The following is a 17,660-nucleotide window of genomic DNA, read 5'->3' as shown; positions in this document are numbered from 1 at the left end:
GCCGGGGTCCAGTTGGGAAAGCCGTGGTGACTCCTCACCAGCGTCCCCCACCTGGGCCCCGGCATCCGCCGGGGCGGAGGCAATTGCAGCAAGCGTCTCGACCACATCCCGCCCCATCACAGCGCTCCCGCGAGCAGCGCGGGCTGCGTCGTCGCCAGCCGCACGATCAGCTCGCCGAACAGACCGTTGGCCCAGGCGAACCAGTGGCGCGTCCACGTGGTCGGATCGTCCTGGTCGAAGCTCTCGTGGATGAAGCCGGTGCCCGCGTCGGTGTCGCGGATCGTCTTGAGGCAGGTGCGGATCACCGCCGGATCGTTGGTCGACAGCGCGCGCACGATCAGCGACATCGGCCAGATCTGGCGCAGCCCCGCGTGCGGCCCGCCGATCCCCTCGCCGGCGCTACCGCGGAAGAAATAGGGGTTCACGTCGCTCCACGCCGCCGCCTCGGTTCGGCGCCACAGCGCGTCGTCGGGGGCGACGCAGCCGAGATAGGCGAGTCCCGACAGCGACGGCACGTTGGCGTCATCCATGAAATAGGCATTGCCGTAGCCGTCGACCTCATAGGCCCAGACCTCGCGGCCGTCGCGCAGCTTGGTCGTGCCATAGTCGCGCAGCGCGGCGGCGACCTCGTCGGCCAATGCGGTCGCCTCCTGCGCCAGCGCCGAATCCTTCTTGGCCTCGTTCGCCACCGTCGCCAGCCCGCGCAGCGCGCTCACCGCGAACAGGTTGGACGGGATCAGGAAGGGATATTGGCACGCGTCGTCGGAGGGGCGGAAGCCCGACGCGATCAGCCCGACCGGCCTGATCGGGTTGCCATAGCCGCGCGAGGGCAGGGTCTCGGTGTTGCGATCGGATACGCGCAGGAAGCGGTACGGCCCTGGCCCATCCTTGCGCTGCTGCTCGCGGAAGGTGCGGATGCTGGCGCGCGCGCCCTCCGCCCAGGTCGCGTCGAACGGGCGCGCGTCGCCGGTCGCCTGCCAATATTGCAGCGCCAGCCGCATCGGATAGCAGAGCGAGTCGATCTCCCACTTGCGCTCGGCCACGCCCAGCTTGAGCTCGGTGACGTCCTTGAGCGACCATTCCAGCTGCGTCTTGGCCTTGGGATCCTCCAGGAAGGCGTTGGCGTACGGGTCGATCAGGATGCAGCGCGCCTGGCGCGCGATCAGCCCGCGGAACAGCTCGGCCAGCCGCGGGTCGGCCTTGGCGAGATGGACGTAGGGCGCCACCTGCGCCGAGCTGTCGCGCAGCCACATCGCGTCGATGTCGCCGGTGATCACGAACGTGTCGGCGCGGCCGTCGACCGTGCCCAGCCGCACCGTGGTGTCGAGCGTGTTGGGGTAGCAATTGCCGAACATCCAGCGCAGCTTGGAGTCGCCGATCTTGGTCGAGACGCGCTGCATCTCCTGCTCCACCACGCGGCTGGTGAAGCGGCGCTCGCCGAGCGGCGGGCGCTTGCTGGCGAAGGCCGCGGGGGTGGCGGGACGCGCGGCGGCGGGGGTGGCGGCCAGTGCCGCGGCGGCGCCCACGAAGGTGCGGCGGTCGATCGTCATGCTATGTCTTCTCCTAGGTCGTCATCCCGGACCTGGTCCGGGATCCACCATGCCGCGCACGTCGCGATCGCGAGGTGCGCTGTGAGGTAGGCTCCGGAACGAGTCCGGGGCGACGAGGTGGTAAGGCGAGGCGCCCTCACTTCGGCAGGTCTTTGTCCTCGCCCGTTAGAGTCACGTCGATCCAGCTTCCCTCTCCATCACCCGGCTGACCGCCGCCGACCCAGACGCGATAGGCGCCCGGCGGCACGTGGCGGCGACCGTCGCGCGCGACCACGCTGAGGAAGCGCGGGTCGATCGTGAGCCGCGCGGTGCCGCTCTTGCCCGGCCTGAGCGCGATCCGCTGGAAGCCGGCGAGCTGGCGCTGGAGCACCGGCGCCGTGAAGCCGCCCCCTCTGCTGGCGGGTGGCACGACATAGGCCTGCACCACCTCTTCGCCGGCGCGCTGGCCCTGGTTGGTGACGCGTGCGGTGATCGTCAGCGGCGCTCCCGCGGCGAGCGTCGCGGGAGCGCTCACCCGGTCATAGCCGAAGCGCGTGTAGCTCAGCCCGTGACCGAAGCCCCACAGAGGCGTGCCGGTGAAATAACGATAGGTCCGCTCCTTCATGCCGTAATCGACGAAGGCGGGCAGGTCGGTCGTCGCCTTGTAGAAGGTCACCGGCAGCCGGCCCGACGGGTTGGTCGCACCCGAGAGCACGTCCGCCAGCGCGGTGCCTCCGGCCTCGCCCGGATACCACAGCGCCATGATCGAGTCCGCCACCGCGGGATCGACCGCGACCGCGCTGCCGCTAGCGAGCACGAGCACGATCGGCTTGCCCGTCGCCTTGAGCGCGGCGAGCAGCCGCTGCTGCGGCGCGGGCAAAGCGATGTCGGTACGGTCGCCGCCGACGAAGCCGGGTACCTGCACCTGGAGCGCCTCGCCCTCGAGGTCGGGCGAGAGCCCGCCGACCACCACCGCCACGTCGGCGGCGCGCGCCGCGGCGACGGCCTCGTTCAACAGCGCGTCGGCGGGGGGCAGCCACAGCAGGCGGAAGCTGTCGTCCTCGCTGCGATGGTCGAGCGTGAGTTCGAGCGGCTGCACGCTGCCGTCACTGTCATAGTCGATCTCGACGCGGCCCTTGGGCAAGGCACCGTCGTGGAGCACGCGTCCCCCGATCGTCAGCCGGGCGCTGTCATGCGTGGTGCAGTTCTTCCAGCATTGCGTCTGGTCGAGCACCAGCCGGTACCGCCCCGCCGCGGGCGGCTGGAGCGCACCCGTCCAGCGCGCGACATAGCCGGTGACCGGCAGTTCGGGCGAAGGAGCGGCGCGGTTGAGGTCGAGGTCGATCGTGCGGGCGGCCGTGGGCGCTACGGTTCGGTCGCCCGCGGTGTACGCGACGGTGAGCCCCTTCAGCGCAGTCTCGGGCAGCACCACCGGCGCGCCGTCGGCAAGCACCGAGCCCTGCGCGTAGGTCGCGCCCGGGAAGCGCGCGCGCACCCCCTGGAGCGGCGTCACCGGGTGCGCCGCGGTGCCGTGGTAATTGCCCTGCAGCACGCCGAGATCGTCGGCGTTGGCGCCGATCACCGCCACTTTGGTGCCGGCCGCAAGCGGCAGCCGGCCGGCGTCGTTCTTGAGCAGCACGATCGCCTTGCGCGCCGCTTCCAGCGCCATTGCCTGGTGCGCGGGGGTGCCGACCTCGCTCGCCGCGATCTTCGACCAGGGGCTGGTCGCGCCGAAGGCGATGCCGAGCGCGCGGCGCGCCTCGAGCGAGCGGATCAGCGCGCGATCGACCTCCTGCTCGCTCACCAAACCGCGCTTCACCGCCTCGGGCAGCGCGCCATAGGTGGTGCCGCAGTTAAGATCGTTACCGCCGCGCACCGACGCCGCGGCCGCCTCGGCGGCGTCAAGCCGGTAATGGTGGAAGAGGTGGACGTTGGCGACCGCATCGCAGTCAGAGACGGTGAAGCCGGTGAAGCCCCAGTCCCGCCGCAGCCGATCGTTGAGCAAAGGCGAGGAGGCGCAGGCGGGCACGCCATGAATCGAGTTGTACGCGCACATCAGCGAGCGCGCCTTGCCCTCGGTGATCGCGAGCCGGAAGGCGGGGGTATAGGTCGCCTCCAGGTCCTGCGGGCTGGGGTCAACGTCGAAGCCGTCGCGCCCGGCCTCGGGGCCGCTGTGGACCGCGAAATGCTTCGGGGTGGCGATCACCTTCGGATAGAGCGGGTTGGGTCCCTGCAAGCCGGTGATGAAGGCGACCCCCAGTCTGCCCGTGAGATACGGGTCTTCGCCGTAGGTCTCCTGCCCACGGCCCCAGCGCGGGTCGCGGAAGATGTTGATGTTGGGAGACCAGATCGTCAGCCCCTGGTAGATGCGGCGGTCGGCGTCGACGGCTTGCGCGTTGAAGCGGGCGCGCGCCTCGGTGGCGACCACGTCGCCGATACGGTGGACCAAATCGGTGTCCCAGGTCGCGGCCATGCCGATCGCCTGCGGGAAGACGGTGGCATAGCCGTTGCGCGCCAGCCCGTGCAGCCCCTCGTTCCACCAGTCATAGGCGGGCAGCTTGGCCTTGGCGTCGGCGGGCGCGGTGCTCTGCAGCTGCGCCGCTTTCTCCTCGATCGTCATCGTCGCGACAGTCGCGGCCACCGGGTCGGCGGCCTGCGCGAGTAACAGCCAGATCACTTGTTTCCTCCCAGCGAGCGCAGCACCAGCGCGCGCTTCAGCGCGGCGGGCGATGCGTCGGACTCGATCGTGATGGTGCGGCTCTCGCCCGGCAACAGGTCGAAGCCGTCGTCGGACGGTCGGGCGTCGATGGCGCCGAAGTCGAGCATCACCGCCCGCGCCAGCTTCCGCGCGGTGATGGTGACGCTGCGCCCGTCCCAGCGCGCGCTGAGACCGGGGTCGGGCCAGCGCATCGCCTTGGGCAGCACGCGCTCGATCACGCGGCGGCTCGCCACCGCGTCGCCGATCATGAGCTCGGCCACCGCGTAGCTCGCCTCGGCGGGGGCGGCGGCGAACAGCTCGGTGTCGGCGATCGAGGCCACCTCGGCGGCGGCGAGCGGCGCCAGCGTGAGGTCGCCGCCGCGTTCGCCCAGCGCACTGCCGTCGGAGGCGAAGGCGCGCACGCGCCAGCGCGCCGCGATCGGCTGGGTCGCGTCGGACACGACCGCGACGCGCAGCGTGCCGTCGCGATGCTCGGCGACGATCGCCTGCGGCGCGAAGAAGCGGCGCGCGGCGTAGTGAAGCAGCTTCCATCGCCCCGAATGATCGATGCTGGCCCAGGAGATCGCGGGCCAGACGTCGTTGAGCTGCCAGTAGAGCGAGCCCATGTTGGTCGGCCGGCAGGCGCGGTGGTGCAGCGCGGCCAGCTCGATCGCCTGCATCTGGTTAACCTGGGTGAGATAGACGAAGTCGGCGAAGTCGCGCGGCTCGCCGAGCCGCTCGCGCAGGTAGAACATCAGCCGCTCGTTGCCCGCACCCGCGAGGAACTTCTGGTGCGCGCGCATCACCGGCGCGTCCGGGGTAAGCCGGAGCGTGCCCGCGAAGTCCTTGATCGTGGCGAGATCGGGCGCGCCCTGGAAGCCGTACTCGCTCATGAAGCGCGGGCAGCTGTTCAGATAATTCTCGACCGGCTTGGAGCCCGACCAGACGTCCCAGAAGTGGCGGTCGCCCGCGGCATCGGTGTCGACCGGCCCGTCATAGTCGGTCGACGGCGAGCCGGGCCAATAGGGGACGGCGGGATCATAGTCGCGCACCGCCTGGCGCAGCACGCGGTCGAACAGCACCGCCATGCCGGTGCCGATCCGCTCCTGCTCGTCGGCGCCGACGCGCTTCTTGAAGGCCTTCCGATCGGACCAATTCTCCCAGCCCGACAGCACCTCGTTGCCGCCCGCCCACAGCACGATCGAGGGATGGCCGGAGAGGCGCGCGACCTGCTCCTCGGCCTCGACGCGGACGTTCTCGCGGAACGCGGCGTCTGGCGGGGTTACCGAACCGCCGAACATGAAGTCCGACCAGATCATCAGCCCCATCTCGTCGGCGGCGTCGAAGAAGCCATCGGGCAGATAATGGCCGCCGCCCCAGATCCGCAGCATGTTCATGTTGACCGCCTTGGCGTCGCGCAGCAGCCCGCGCATCGTCGCGGGCGTCACGCGCGACGGGAAGCTGTCGAACGGGATCACGTTGGCGCCCTTGGCGAAGATCGGGATGCCGTTGACGCGGAAGCCGAAGGCGCCGTCGCCGCGGATCAGCTCGACGGTGCGCAGCCCGATGCGGCGCTCGGCGCTGTCGCTGGCGATGCCGTCCTCGACCAAGGCGCCGCTGACGCGATACAGCGGCTGCGCGCCATAGCCGACCGGCTGCCAGCGCTGCGGCGACGCGACCGACAGCGGCACGGTGACGCGGTTGAGCCCGGGGGCGAGTGAGACCTCCTGCTCGGCGGTCACCGTCTTGCCGTCCGGCCCCGCCACCTGCGCGCGCAGCGTCGCAGTGCGCGCGCGGTCGGCGATCACCTCGAATTTGGCGGCGAGCCGCGCCTCCCGGTCGTTGAGCGCGACCTGCTCGATCAGCAGACGGTCGAGCCGCGCCTCGTCCCACGCCTCGAGCCGCACGTCCTGCCACACGCCGATGTTGACGATGCGCGGGCCCCAGTCCCAGCTGTAATGATACTTCGGCTTGCGGATATAGGGTGAGGTCTGCTTGCCGGCGGGCTCGTCGCCGAACGCCGAGTCATACTCGCCCGGCAGCGGATTTGCCTCGGCGAGCACCATCGGCTGGAGCTTCCTGATCGGGGAGGCGAAGGCGATCGTCACCTCGTTGCGCCCGGCCTTGAGCCACTTCTTGGCGTCGACCCGCCAGCGGCGGTGCGCATTGTCCGCGGTGAGCGCGACCTGGCCGTTGATCGAGACGGTCGCGAACGTGTCGAGCCCGTCGAACACGAGATCGAGATGGTCGCGCTGGAGCATCGCTGGCGTGACGTCGAGCACGCGCTGATACTGCCAGGCGGTCAGCCCGGCCCATTGGATCGCGGCCTCGTTGGTGCGCAGGAACGGGTCGGGCACCTGGCGCGTCGCGATCAGGTCCTGCTGGACGCTGCCCGGCACCGTCGCGGCGAACCATCGGGCGGCGCGGGGGTGCGCCTTGGCCGCGGCGGCGTCGGCGGGATCGATGCGCACGCGCCAGCCGGTGTCGAGCGGGGTAACGGTCTTGGGGGCGGCGGCCGCGGCGCCGGCGAGGAACAGAAGCGGCAGGCAGAGCAGGGCGGTACGACGCATCAACGACGGTCCGTGAGGCTGACCCGCTCGACCGCGTAGAGCGGCTCGGTGAGCGGAGAGGTGAACTGGAAGCAGAGGTCGCGGTCGCCGTCCATCGCCGGCAGCGTGCCGGTGAAGCGCTGCCGCTGCGGCGAATTCGCGGGATCGGGCAGCGGGAAGCTCGCGGCGATGACGGGGCGGGGCGCATCGGGCACGGGCTTGCCGTCCTTCATCGCGGGGCAGCCCAGCATCACCAGCAGCTCGCCGTGCGGGGTGACGTTGAAGTGGCGACGAACCTTGTCAAAATCGTGCGCCAGGCCGTGGTTGCGCGCGAGCCGCGCGACCTCGACGGTGAAGCCGCCCACCACGTCGAGCGGCGCGGCCGGATAGACGCTGCACAGGTTGAAGATGTTGACGTCATAGGTCGGCGTGTTGGCGGTGGCGTCCGTGGTAAGCGGCACGCGCAGCCCGCGCGTCTCGCCCGGACAGGCCGCCATCTCGCCCGACACACGCGTGAGCAGCGACTCGCGCCCCGTGTCGAACGCGCGCGGCGCGGCGAGCGCGGTGCCGGCGGCGTCGAACGGCGCGGCGCGCACCGTCTGCCCGAACGGCAGCGACAGCGGCGCAGTGTAGCGGCGCGATCTCGGCGTCGGCGCCGAGCCGTCGAGCGTGTAGCGGATCGTTCCCTGCGGCGCCTCCTGCGCGAGCGTGACGCTGACCTTCTTGCCGCGCAGCGCGTCGCCGCGCGTTCCCGCGAGCCGGAAGTCGACCGCGACGCTCGAGTCCGCCACCTCCACCCCGCCGCGCTTCCAGCGTGCCACCTGCGGCTGGAGCCGCGTGAGGAAGCCGGCGAAGTCACGCGGCCGCTCGATCCAGCTGTTCTCCGCCAGCGCGGCGAGCCGCGGAAAGATCGAGTGCTGATACTGATAGGGCGTGACGAGATACTCGCTCCACAGGTTCATCTGCGCGCCGAGCACATGGCCCGCCTTGGCCGGGTCGAGCCCCTTGGGCATCGGGTCATAGGCGTAGGTGTCGGCGAGCGTCTGCACCTGGATCGGGCCGGGCGGCTCGTCGGCGCGGTGGCTCTGGAGATAGTTGATGTACATGGTCGGCGCGGGCGAGAGCACGACGTCGTGGTTCTGGTTGGCGGCGTCGACCGCACCCTTCTCGCCGCGCCACGACATCACCGAGGCGGACGGAGGCAGGCCGCCCTCGAGGATCTCGTCCCAGCCGATCAGCCGCCGCCCCTTGCTCGACAGATAGGTGCCGAGCTCGTCGATCAGCCAGCTCTGCAGCGCGTTCTCGTCCTTGAGGTTGAGCGCCTTGATCTGCGCCTGCACCGCGGGGCTGCGCTCCCACTGGTCCTTCACCGCCTCGTCGCCGCCGAGATGGACATAGGTGCCGGGGAAGACGTCGATCAGCTCGTCGAGCACCTGCTTGACGAAGGCGACACCCTTGGGGCCAGGGTTGAGCAGATAGGGGAAGATGCCCCAGCCATTGCCCGTCTCGGGCCGGTCACCGAGCACGCCGAACTCGGGATACGCCGCGACCAGCGCCTGGGCGTGGCCGGGAAGGTCGATCTCGGGGACGATCGTGATGCCGCGCTCCGCGGCGTAGCGCACCAGGCCGCGCAGCTCGTCCTGCGTGTAGAAGCCGCCGTAGCGCTGCGTCGACCCCGCGCCGCCGGTGGAGGGCGGGGTGCGCCACGCGCCGACCTCGGTGAGCTTGGGATAGCGCTTCACCTCGAAGCGCCAGCCCTGGTCATCGCTGAGATGGAGATGAAGCGTGTTGAGCTTCACCGCCGCCATCTGGTCGACGATCTTCTCGACCTCTGGCAGCGGGAGAAAGTGGCGCGCGGTGTCTAGCATCAGCCCGCGCCAGGCGAAGCGCGGCGAGTCCTCGATCGTCACCGCGGGCACGCGCACCGCTTGGCCGAAGCGTGCATCGGGGCTGAGCAGCTGCACCAGCGTCATCGCGCCGTGAACGAAGCCCGGCGCGGCGGCGGCGGCGACGCGGACGCCGTCACGAGTCACGGTGAGGCGATAGGCTTCGTCGCCTTTGATCGAGGGGTCGGCGACGAAGCGGATGCGGGCGGTCGCGGCCTCGGCGGGCGCGAGGGCGATGCCGCGTGCGGTGCGGACGTGATCGACCAGCAGCCTGGCCGCGGGCCCGGCGAGCGGCGTCTCCGCGGCCACGCCGTTGCCGGCGGCGACCGTGAGCGTGCCGGTTCCGCGCGTGATCGACTGCGGCATGGGGAGCAGCTTGGGCACGTCATCGCCCCGCTGCGCCGTCGCTGGCGTCGCGATCACCAATGCCGCCCCGATCGAGGCCCCCAGCGTGCTGCGGATCATGCCCACCCCTTGGTTACGTTTTGGTATTAAGAGGTATCATGACCGATGCGCCGCCGGGCGTCCATGCCTGGGGCCATAAAAAGAAACGGCTGTAGCTCGAGGAGATGGCGTGACCCGATGCGGGCAGGCGAGGTTCGATGAGGAGCGGGGCCGGCCCCTCTCACTGCCACCCCGGCGGAAGCCGGAGCCCAGTTGGGAGACGTTGGTGGTACTCACACCAGCCTTCGCAATTGGCCCCCGCGGCTTCCGCCGGCGCGACAGGAAGATGTACGCGATCACATCCGGAAGGTGACGCTCCCCACGAAGGTACGGCCGTTCTTGTAGAACGCCGACGGACGATCGCGCGTGCCGCTATACTGCAGGTAGGTCTCGTCGAGCAGGTTCTGCGCGTTGACGGTCAGCGAGATGTTCGGCGTCAGCGCGAACGAGGCCGAGGCGTCGAGCTGATTGTACGGCGCGACCATCTCGAACGAGTTCAGGCGGCCGATCGCGCGGAAGTAGGACGAGCGATAATTGTAGCTGACGCGCCCCTGAAACGGCCCCTTCTCGAAGTAAGGAATGACGTTGACGGTGTGCTTGGAGAGATAAGGCAGGTTCAGCTCGCCGTCCACGCCCGGGATCACCGACGTCGAGCTGTCCTGATAGGCATAGTTGGCCTGGATGCCGAAGCCACCCCAGACCTCCGCCTGGCCGTTGACCAGCACGCCGTTGACCTTCGCCTTGCCCGCGTTGATCGGGCTGGAGAGACGATAGGTGTTGATCACCCGGCCCTCGAGCGAGTTGTAGAAGCTCTGGTTGTTGAGCGTCGTCGACAGGATGTAATTGCCGATCTCGCGGCGATACAGCTCCAGTGACAGCAGCGCGCCCACGCGCGGGTAGAATTCCGCCGTTACCTCATAGTTGGTCGACTCATAGGGTTTCAGGTTCGGGTTGCCGCCGCCCGCGTCGAAGGTGACGTCGTTCTGCGTGATCGACGCCGCGAGGTCCTGGTAACGCGGACGCGAGATCACCTTGGCCACCGCGCCGCGCACAATGACCTGGGGATTGATCTCATAGGCGACGTTGAGCGCTGGCAGGAACTTCAGATAGTCGGTCGAGGTGCTGGTCGGCACGGGGATCGGGTTGGGGTTGTCCAAGGTCGGCAGCGACAGCGCGTAATAAGAAACGTCGCGCGTGTAGACGAGTCGCCCGCCGAGATTGCCGCGCAGGCCGCCCTGGTCGAAATTGACCTGGACGTAGCTGGCAGCGGTGCGCTCCTCGACGCGGGTCGAGCCGCCGACCTTGGTGAACAGCGGCGTGTTGATGCTGTTCGCCAGGATGTCGATCACCGCCTCGCGTGGCAGGTTGAGATATTTGGTCGCGGAGCCCGAGCCGCCCGAGCCGTCAAAAATGCCGTCCGGCGTGGTCAGCGTGGTGACGCCCAGCTCGGAGCCTAGCTTCGAGGTCGTCAGATAGGTGTTGATGCCGCGCGCGTCGATCTTGTTGACGTGGTCGGTGATGCGCGCGCCGATCAGCACCTGTTTGAAGAAGCCGTCGCCGAGCGGGACGGTCGCGTCGAAGCCGCCGAAGATGTCGCGGTCGGTGGTCACGCTATAGTCGAGGCCGCCGATCTGTGCCGCGTTCAACTGCGTGCCGTTGACGTTGTACGGTACGCCCTCGATCGTGACCGGGTTGTTCTGCGGGTTGGTGAAGTAATTGGCCGGGTTGGTCAGGTCACCGGTATAGTTCACTTCGGCCGTGGTGGGGCTGATCGCGTAGCTGAACGGCAGCTTGGTCTGCACGTTGAACAGATACTCGGGGTTGCGCCCGCCGGTCGCCTTGCTCCAGCCGCCGAGGAACGTCACCTTCGCGCCGTCATCGCCTTCCCAGTCGGCGAAGAAATTGAGGTTGTCGGTCTTCAGCTTGGTCGCTCGCACCAGAGTATCGACCTGCGCGTTGCGTTGGCTGGTCGCCGCGCCGAACGAGGCCTGGGTGACGAGGCCGTTCGACACCGTCGCCGATTGCAGGTCAGCGCCGCTCCACGCGCCCGGGATGGTGTACATCGCCTGGCTGTAGTTGTTGTAATTGCCGTTGATGTGCAGACCATTCAAGGTCAGCGTCAGGTTGCTCGCCGGGCGGTACTGCACCGTGCCCGAGACGCTGGTGCGCTCGCGCTGCTGCTGGAAATAGGCGTAATTGATGCCGAACGGTGAGGCGGCCTTGTACAGGTCGGATACCGTGCCGCCGCTGATCGTCGCGTTCGGGTTCTTTAGGCTGAGCGCACCGGTGGCGCTGTCGCGATTGACGAACGGGCTGTTGTACGTGCCGTCGGCGTTGGGAAGGCTGTTGTCATAGCCGAAGAACTCGACGCCGGCGCGGACCAGCTGCTGCTTGTCATAGGTGGCGGCGACCAGGAAGCCGAAGGTCTCGTCCTTGTTCTTCCAGCTGTACAGCCCCGAGCCGCGGACGCTGCCCTTGTCTGACCGGTCATTGTAGGTGTAGCCGCCCGAGCCGAAAAGCGAGTTGGCCTCCAGCTCCAGCGGCCGGCGCGTGCGCACGATCACCGTGCCGCCGAGGCTGCCGTCCTCGAGCCGCGCTTCGGGCGACTTGTACACCTCGAGCCGATCGACCAGCTCGGGTGCGAGCAGCGAATAGTTGAAGGTGCGGCTGCTCGGGTCATTGTCGTTGCCGCCCCAGTCGGCCGAGGCGAGCGCGTGTCCGTCGAGCAGCATGCGGTTCAGCGCCGGGTCGGTGCCGAGGATCGCTACCTTCTCGCCCTCGCCGAAGCGGCGGTCGATCGACACGCCGGGGATGTGCGCGAGCGACTCGGCGACGTTGCGATCGGGGAATTTGCCGATGTCCTCGGCCGAGATCGCGTCCACCACCGCGTTGGCGCTGCGCTTGACCTCGATCGCTTGGCGGAGGCTGCGCGCATAGCCGGTGACGACCACGTCCTCGCCGGTGGTGTCGCCCGACGGATCGACCGCGGGGGCGGTCTCGCTCGGCGGCGTGGTCGAGGGCGGGGTCTGCTGCGCCTGCGCGGCGCCAGCGAGGCCGGTCAGCGCGGTCGAGAGTAGGACCAATTGCCGCATACGCATCGTCATATTCTCCCCTTTGGGCGACCCGGCCCTGACCGCTCGCCCGATGTGAAAAGCCGTATTCGCCCCGCGACCGCACGTCGGGTTGATCCCGCTCTGCGATTCCAGCATCGTATAACCAAAGTATACCAATCAAGCGACAAAAAATTGCACTTTGGTTACGTGCCGTGCACGTTCCATTAAGTGTCGGAGGGTGTTGGGTTTCCCGATCTTGCCCGGGTGTCGGGTGGCGCGATCGGGCCGGCACTAAGTGGTTCTATCGATGGGATCGCAGTGATTGTGGCGGTGGACCGGTTCCGGTACGCTGCGGTGATCCGGCGACGATCGGCCGGCAGGGGGGAGAAGAGAATGGGGTTCGCCGAGGAGATCGGAAAGTTCCGGCGGGGCAATGCGGCGCCACTCTACCTCCAGCTACAACAGGTCATCCGCGACGGGATCGGCGGCGGCAAGCTCCAGCAGGGCGACGCCATCCCGGCCGAGCGCGACCTCGCGGTGGAATATGACGTGTCGCGTATCACGGTGCGCAAGGCGATCGGCGGCCTGGTCGAGGAGGGACTGCTTACCCGACGGCGTGGCGCGGGCACCTTCGTCGCGGGACGCGTCGAGAAGAGCTTCTCCAAATTGTCCTCCTTCACCGAGGACATGGCGGCGCGCGGCAAGACCGCGTCGAGCCAGTGGATCCTGCGCGCCGCGGGGACGGTGAGCCCGGAGGAATCGATGGCGCTCGGCCTGTCGCCCGGCGCGGCGGTGTACCGCTTCCACCGGCTGCGCAGCGCCGACGACGAGCCGATGGCGCTCGAACTGTCGACGATCGCGGGCTATTGCCTGCCCTCGGCCGAGGCGGTGGGGGACTCGCTCTACACCGCGCTACAGACGGCGGGCAGCCGGCCGGCGCGCGCGTTGCAGCGGCTGCGCGCGGTGCCGTTCGGCGGCGAGCACGCGCGCATGCTGGGTGTCGAGTCGGGCCATGCCGGGCTGCTGATCGAGCGGCGGGGCTTCCTGCGCGACGGGCGCGCGGTGGAGTTCACCCGCTCTTACTATCGCGGCGACGCGTACGACTTCGTGGCCGAACTGTCCGATCTCTGATGCTGCGGCGTGACCTGCTGCGCGGTACCGCCGCGTTCGCGACGGTCGCTGGCGCGCCGCTCGCTGCGGCGCCGGCGGCGCGCCGTTCTGCCGGCGACGGGCTGCCGATGCCCGCGCCAACCGACGCGTTGCCGCCGCCCGCCTTCGTCGGCGATACCACGCGGGTGCGGCTCGAGCGCGGCTGGCTGTTCCACGAGGGCGACGTCGCGCCGCCGCGGCTCGACACGCACAATGCCACCTATCTGAGCGTCAAGGCGGGCAACGCACAGGGCGCGGCGGCGATCGACTATGACGACAGCGACTGGCAGCGCGTCCGCCTGCCGCACGACTGGGCGTCGGCGCAGCCGTTCGTCGCAAGCGCCAATGTCGCGCAGGGCTATCGTCCGCGCGGGATCGGCTGGTACCGCCGCCACTTCGCGCTCGACGAGGGCGACCGCGGGCAGCGTTGGGAGCTGCACTTCGACGGCATCGCCACCAACGCGACGATCTGGGTCAACGGCAGCGTCGTGGCGCACCATTGGTCGGGCTACACCAGCGTCTACGTCGACCTGACCCCGTTCGCGCGCTTCGGCGACGAGCTCAACACCGTCGCGATCCGCGTCGACGCCGAGGCGATGGAGGGTTGGTGGTACGAGGGCGCGGGGCTCTACCGGCACGCCTGGCTGGTGCGCCGCCCGCCGGTCTCGATCGCGAGCGACGGCGTCCATTGTGATCCGCGCCGCGGCGCGGACGGCGCGTGGCACGTGCCGGTGGCGGTGACGCTCACCAGCGTCGCGCGCGAGGACCGCTCGGTGCGGGTCGAGGCGCGGCTGCTCGATCCCGACGGGCGCGAGGTGGCACGCGGCGGTACCGAGGCGACCGTCACCGCGCTCGACGAGACGGAGGCGCGCCTGTCGCTCGCGGCCGGGGCGCCGCTATCATGGTCGGTCGAGCGGCCGACGCTCTACACCGTCGTCACCCGCGTCACCGGTGGGGGCATCGCCGACGAGCGCCGCACCCGGATCGGCTTCCGCACCGCGCGCTTCGACGCCGACCAAGGCTTCTTCCTGAACGACCGGCCGGTGAAGCTGAAGGGCGTCTGCCTTCACCAGGACCACGCCGGGGTCGGGACCGCCGTGCCCGACGCGCTGCATCGCTGGCGGCTCGAGCGGCTGAAAGCGATCGGCTGCAACGCGATCCGCTGCTCGCACAATGCCCCCGCGGGCGAGTTCCTCGACCTGTGCGACGAGCTGGGCTTCCTCGTCATGGACGAGAACCGGCAGTTCAACCCCGCGCCCGACTATATGGCGCAGCTACGCTGGCTGGTGCGGCGCGACCGCAACCATCCCTCGGTGATCCTCTGGTCGGTGTTCAACGAGGAACCGATGCAGGGCACGCCTGCGGGAGTCGAGATGGTCCGGCGGATGGCGCATGCGGTCCGCGCGCTCGACGACAGCCGGCCGGTGACCGCGGCGATGAACGGCGCCTTCTTCGAGCCCGACAGCGTGTCGAGCGTCGTCGACGTCACCGGGTTCAACTATTATCAGGGCGACTATGACCGGTTCCACCGGCTCTTCCCGACGCGCCCGATGACCAGCTCGGAGGACACCAGCGCGTTCGAGACGCGCGGCGCTTATGCCAGCGACCGCGCGCGCCACGTCATCTCCTCCTACGACGACGAGGCGGCGAGCTGGGGCGGGACGCACCGGGCGACCTGGCGTGCGATCGCGGAGCGGCGCTTCGTCGCGGGCGGCTTCACGTGGACCGGCTTCGATTATCACGGCGAGCCGACGCCCTACGCCTGGCCGACGATCTCAAGCTTCTTCGGCATCATGGACCTCTGCGGCTTTCCCAAGACCGCCTATGACGTGCATCGCGCGCACTGGGTTGACGACGCCGCAGTGGTGTCGATCACGCCGCACTGGACCTGGCCGGGACGGCAGGGCCAATCCGTCCGCGTGCTGGTGATGAGCAACGCCGAGGAGGTGACACTGACGCTCAACGGCCGCGCGCTCGGCACGCAGCCCGTCAACCGGATCATGGGCAACGAGTGGTACGTGCCGTACGCGCCCGGCCGGATCGAGGCGGTGGCGCGGCGCGGCGGGCGCGAGGTGGCGCGGGCTGCGCACGAGACCGCGGGCGCGCCGGTGGCGCTGCGGCTCACGCCGTCGCGGCTCGTGATGCTGGGCGATGGCGAGGACGCGCTGCCGGTGACGGTCGACGCGATCGACTCGCGCGGTCGCCACGTGCCCACCGCCAACCTCCCGGTGCGCTTCGGCGTGGGCGGTGCCGAGATCATCGGCCTGGGCAACGGCGATCCCAACAGTCACGAACCCGAGCAGGGTGACTCGCGCAGCCTGTTCAACGGGCTGGCGCAGGTGATCGTGCGCGCGGCAGCGGGCGGCGGTGCGGTGACCCTGACCGCGACCGCGCCGGGGCTTCGAAGCGCGCGCGCGACGATCGACCGGCGCGCGGTCGCGCAGCCGGCCAACTGGCCCGAGCAGCGCCGCGCCCAGCCGCTCGCCGAGTGGCGCCGCTCTCCCGCCTCGCGCGAGCGCCCCGCCGCGGACGCCGCGCCGCCCGACGGCGACAACAACAGCTGGGCGTTCGTCCGCCCCGGCGCGCTGGTGCCCGGCGAGGCGGGCGCAGACTGGCATGCGTGGCGCACGGTGGTGCGGCCGTGGCGCCGGGTCGGCGCGGAAGGCGGGATCATCCGCTTCGAGTCGGTCGCGGGTCGCGCCGAGCTGCTCGTCGACGGTCGCCCGATCGCGACCAAGCGCGACGCGGCGCCGGGTGCGATCGAGGCGCGGGTGCCGGCAGGGCACGGCGAGCGGGTCGTGCTGCTGCTCGTGAAGGGCGAGGCGCCCGCGGGGATTGCTGGCACCGTGACGCTCGGCGCGGATTGAGTGGCCTGCCCGAGCGCTTCCCGACAGGGTGTCGTCGCCCGGTCGACGCGGCGCCTTCCACCATCGTCATCCCGAGGTCGGACCGGGATCCACGGTTCCGCGAAAGCAACGCCTTGATCGTTCGCGGTGCGGCGGTTCCCGGGGCAAGCCCGGGATGACGAATGTGGCGGCGCGAGATCTCGATGACGCGACCTCAAACGCCGCCTTGTGGGCGCTACGATCCAATCTCGGCGCGGCCGCGGCGCCGCCTCAGCTGCGATAATCCGCGTTGATCGAGATGTAACCATGCGTCAGGTCGCAGGTCCACACGGTGGCGCGACCCTCGCCGAGCCCGAGATCGACCCCGATCTGGACCTCCTGACCCTTCAGATGCGCCGCGACCGGCGCCTCGTCATAGCCCTCAACCGCGAGCCCGTCGCGCGCCACCCGAGTGGCGCCGAAAAGGATCGACAGTCTGTCGCGCTCGGCCGGCTCGCCCGCCTTGCCCACTGCCATGACGACGCGGCCCCAATTGGCGTCCTCGCCCGCGATCGCGGTCTTCACCAGCGGCGAGTTGGCGATCGACAGCGCGATCCGGTGCGCAGAAGTGTCGCTTTCCGCACCCTCGACCGTCACCTCGATCAGTTTGGTCGCGCCCTCGCCGTCGCGCACCACCAGCAGCGCGAGCTGGCGGCAAACGTCGGCGAGCGCGGCGCGGAAGGCGTCGGCGCCCGAGCTGTCGTCGTCGGCCAGCGGCGTGTTACCCGCCGCCCCGGTGGCGAAGGCGAGCACCGTGTCGCTTGTCGAGGTGTCGCCGTCGACCGTGATGCACGAGAAGGTGCGCGCGTTCGCCGCGGCGAGCGCGGCCTGGAGGAAGGGCGCCTCCACCGCGGCGTCGGTGAAGACGAAGCCGAGCATCGTCGCCATGTCGGGCGCGATCATGCCCGATCCCTTGATGATCGCCGCGATCGTCACGGTGCGCCCGTCGACCACCGCGGTCGCGCTCGCGCCCTTGGGGTAGGTGTCGGTGGTGCCGATCGTCTCGGCGGCATCGCGCCAGCCCGCCTCCGGCGCGGCGAAGGCGGCAGCGACGCCGGCCTGCGCCTTGTCGATCGGCAGCGGCACACCGATCACGCCGGTGGAGGCGACGAACACGTCCGACGGCTGGCAGCCGAGCTGTGCCGCCGCCTGCGCCGCGATCGCCTCCACCGCGGCGCGCCCGCGGTGCCCGGTGAAGGCGTTCGAGTTGCCGGCGTTGACCACCAGCGCGCGCGCCTGCCCGAGCACCAGCGCGGCACGGCACCATTCCACCTCGGGCGAGGGGCATTTGGAGCGGGTGAGCACGCCAGCGACGGTGGTGCCCGGCGCGAGCTCGGCGAGCGTGAGGTCGGTGCGGTCCCACGTCTTATAGTGTGCGCGCGCAACCCGGAGCGTCACCCCGGCGACGCTCGCCATATCGGGGAAGGGAGTGGCGAGCGGGGAGGTGGACGTCGACATGGCGCCCTC

8 protein-coding genes are annotated in these 17,660 nt (G+C 69.9%); 2 read left to right on the top strand and 6 right to left on the bottom strand.

All coding sequences use genetic code 11. The features are described from left to right. Positions 1 to 116: 116 nt before the first annotated feature. From KZ820_RS04720 to KZ820_RS04700, 5 genes are all read right to left on the bottom strand, one after another. Positions 117 to 1,550, bottom strand: coding sequence for a glycoside hydrolase family 125 protein (locus tag KZ820_RS04720; RefSeq protein ID WP_219747469.1), 1,434 nt, complete (start codon positions 1,548 to 1,550; stop codon positions 117 to 119). Between the two features lie 136 nt (positions 1,551 to 1,686). Beyond that, entirely contained in the window at positions 1,687 to 4,206 is a 2,520-nt protein-coding gene (locus KZ820_RS04715; RefSeq protein ID WP_308462124.1) for a glycoside hydrolase family 3 C-terminal domain-containing protein, read from the bottom strand. Next, a complete protein-coding gene (locus KZ820_RS04710) occupies positions 4,203 to 6,797 on the bottom strand; it encodes a beta-mannosidase (RefSeq protein WP_219747468.1) in 2,595 nt (864 codons plus the stop codon). The genes KZ820_RS04715 and KZ820_RS04710 overlap by 4 nt, the downstream gene beginning before the upstream one ends. Continuing rightward, on the bottom strand, positions 6,797 to 9,127 hold the full coding sequence (locus KZ820_RS04705) for a beta-N-acetylhexosaminidase (RefSeq protein ID WP_219747467.1): 2,331 nt from the start codon (positions 9,125 to 9,127) through the stop codon (positions 6,797 to 6,799). The genes KZ820_RS04710 and KZ820_RS04705 overlap by 1 nt, the downstream gene beginning before the upstream one ends. A gap of 275 nt (positions 9,128 to 9,402) precedes the next feature. Further along, positions 9,403 to 12,210: a TonB-dependent receptor gene (locus KZ820_RS04700; protein ID WP_258047731.1), complete on the bottom strand. Its 2,808-nt coding sequence runs from the start codon at positions 12,208 to 12,210 to the stop codon at positions 9,403 to 9,405. Positions 12,211 to 12,552: 342 nt separating this feature from the next. Between KZ820_RS04700 and KZ820_RS04695 the strand changes: the two genes are divergently transcribed. Beyond that, positions 12,553 to 13,290, top strand: coding sequence for a GntR family transcriptional regulator (locus tag KZ820_RS04695; protein WP_219747466.1), 738 nt, complete (start codon positions 12,553 to 12,555; stop codon positions 13,288 to 13,290). Next, a complete protein-coding gene (gene galA / locus KZ820_RS04690) occupies positions 13,290 to 16,175 on the top strand; it encodes a beta-galactosidase GalA (protein ID WP_219747465.1) in 2,886 nt (961 codons plus the stop codon). The genes KZ820_RS04695 and galA overlap by 1 nt, the downstream gene beginning before the upstream one ends. A 249-nt stretch (positions 16,176 to 16,424) precedes the next feature. On the opposite strand, the gene argJ is transcribed toward galA, so the two are convergent. Continuing rightward, entirely contained in the window at positions 16,425 to 17,651 is a 1,227-nt protein-coding gene (gene argJ / locus KZ820_RS04685; protein ID WP_219747464.1) for a bifunctional glutamate N-acetyltransferase/amino-acid acetyltransferase ArgJ, read from the bottom strand. Between the last annotated feature and the right edge of the window lie 9 nt (positions 17,652 to 17,660).

Origin of the sequence: Sphingomonas citri (genome assembly GCF_019429485.1) — a bacterium.
GTDB lineage: Bacteria > Pseudomonadota > Alphaproteobacteria > Sphingomonadales > Sphingomonadaceae > Sphingomonas > Sphingomonas citri.
The sequence above is the reverse complement of the archived record's forward strand: the minus strand, read 5'-3'. Positions and strand labels throughout refer to the sequence as shown.

What these genes read in the sequence shown, in the direction of transcription:
- KZ820_RS04720 (WP_219747469.1), bottom strand. Translation starts at nt 1,550, where the DNA reads ATGACGATCGACCGCCGCACCTTCGTGGGCGCCGCCGCGGCACTGGCC.
- KZ820_RS04710 (WP_219747468.1), bottom strand. Translation starts at nt 6,797, where the DNA reads ATGCGTCGTACCGCCCTGCTCTGCCTGCCGCTTCTGTTCCTCGCCGGC.
- KZ820_RS04705 (WP_219747467.1), bottom strand. Translation starts at nt 9,127, where the DNA reads ATGATCCGCAGCACGCTGGGGGCCTCGATCGGGGCGGCATTGGTGATC.
- KZ820_RS04700 (WP_258047731.1), bottom strand. Translation starts at nt 12,210, where the DNA reads ATGACGATGCGTATGCGGCAATTGGTCCTACTCTCGACCGCGCTGACC.
- KZ820_RS04695 (WP_219747466.1), top strand. Translation starts at nt 12,553, where the DNA reads ATGGGGTTCGCCGAGGAGATCGGAAAGTTCCGGCGGGGCAATGCGGCG.
- galA (WP_219747465.1), top strand. Translation starts at nt 13,290, where the DNA reads ATGCTGCGGCGTGACCTGCTGCGCGGTACCGCCGCGTTCGCGACGGTC.
- argJ (WP_219747464.1), bottom strand. Translation starts at nt 17,651, where the DNA reads ATGTCGACGTCCACCTCCCCGCTCGCCACTCCCTTCCCCGATATGGCG.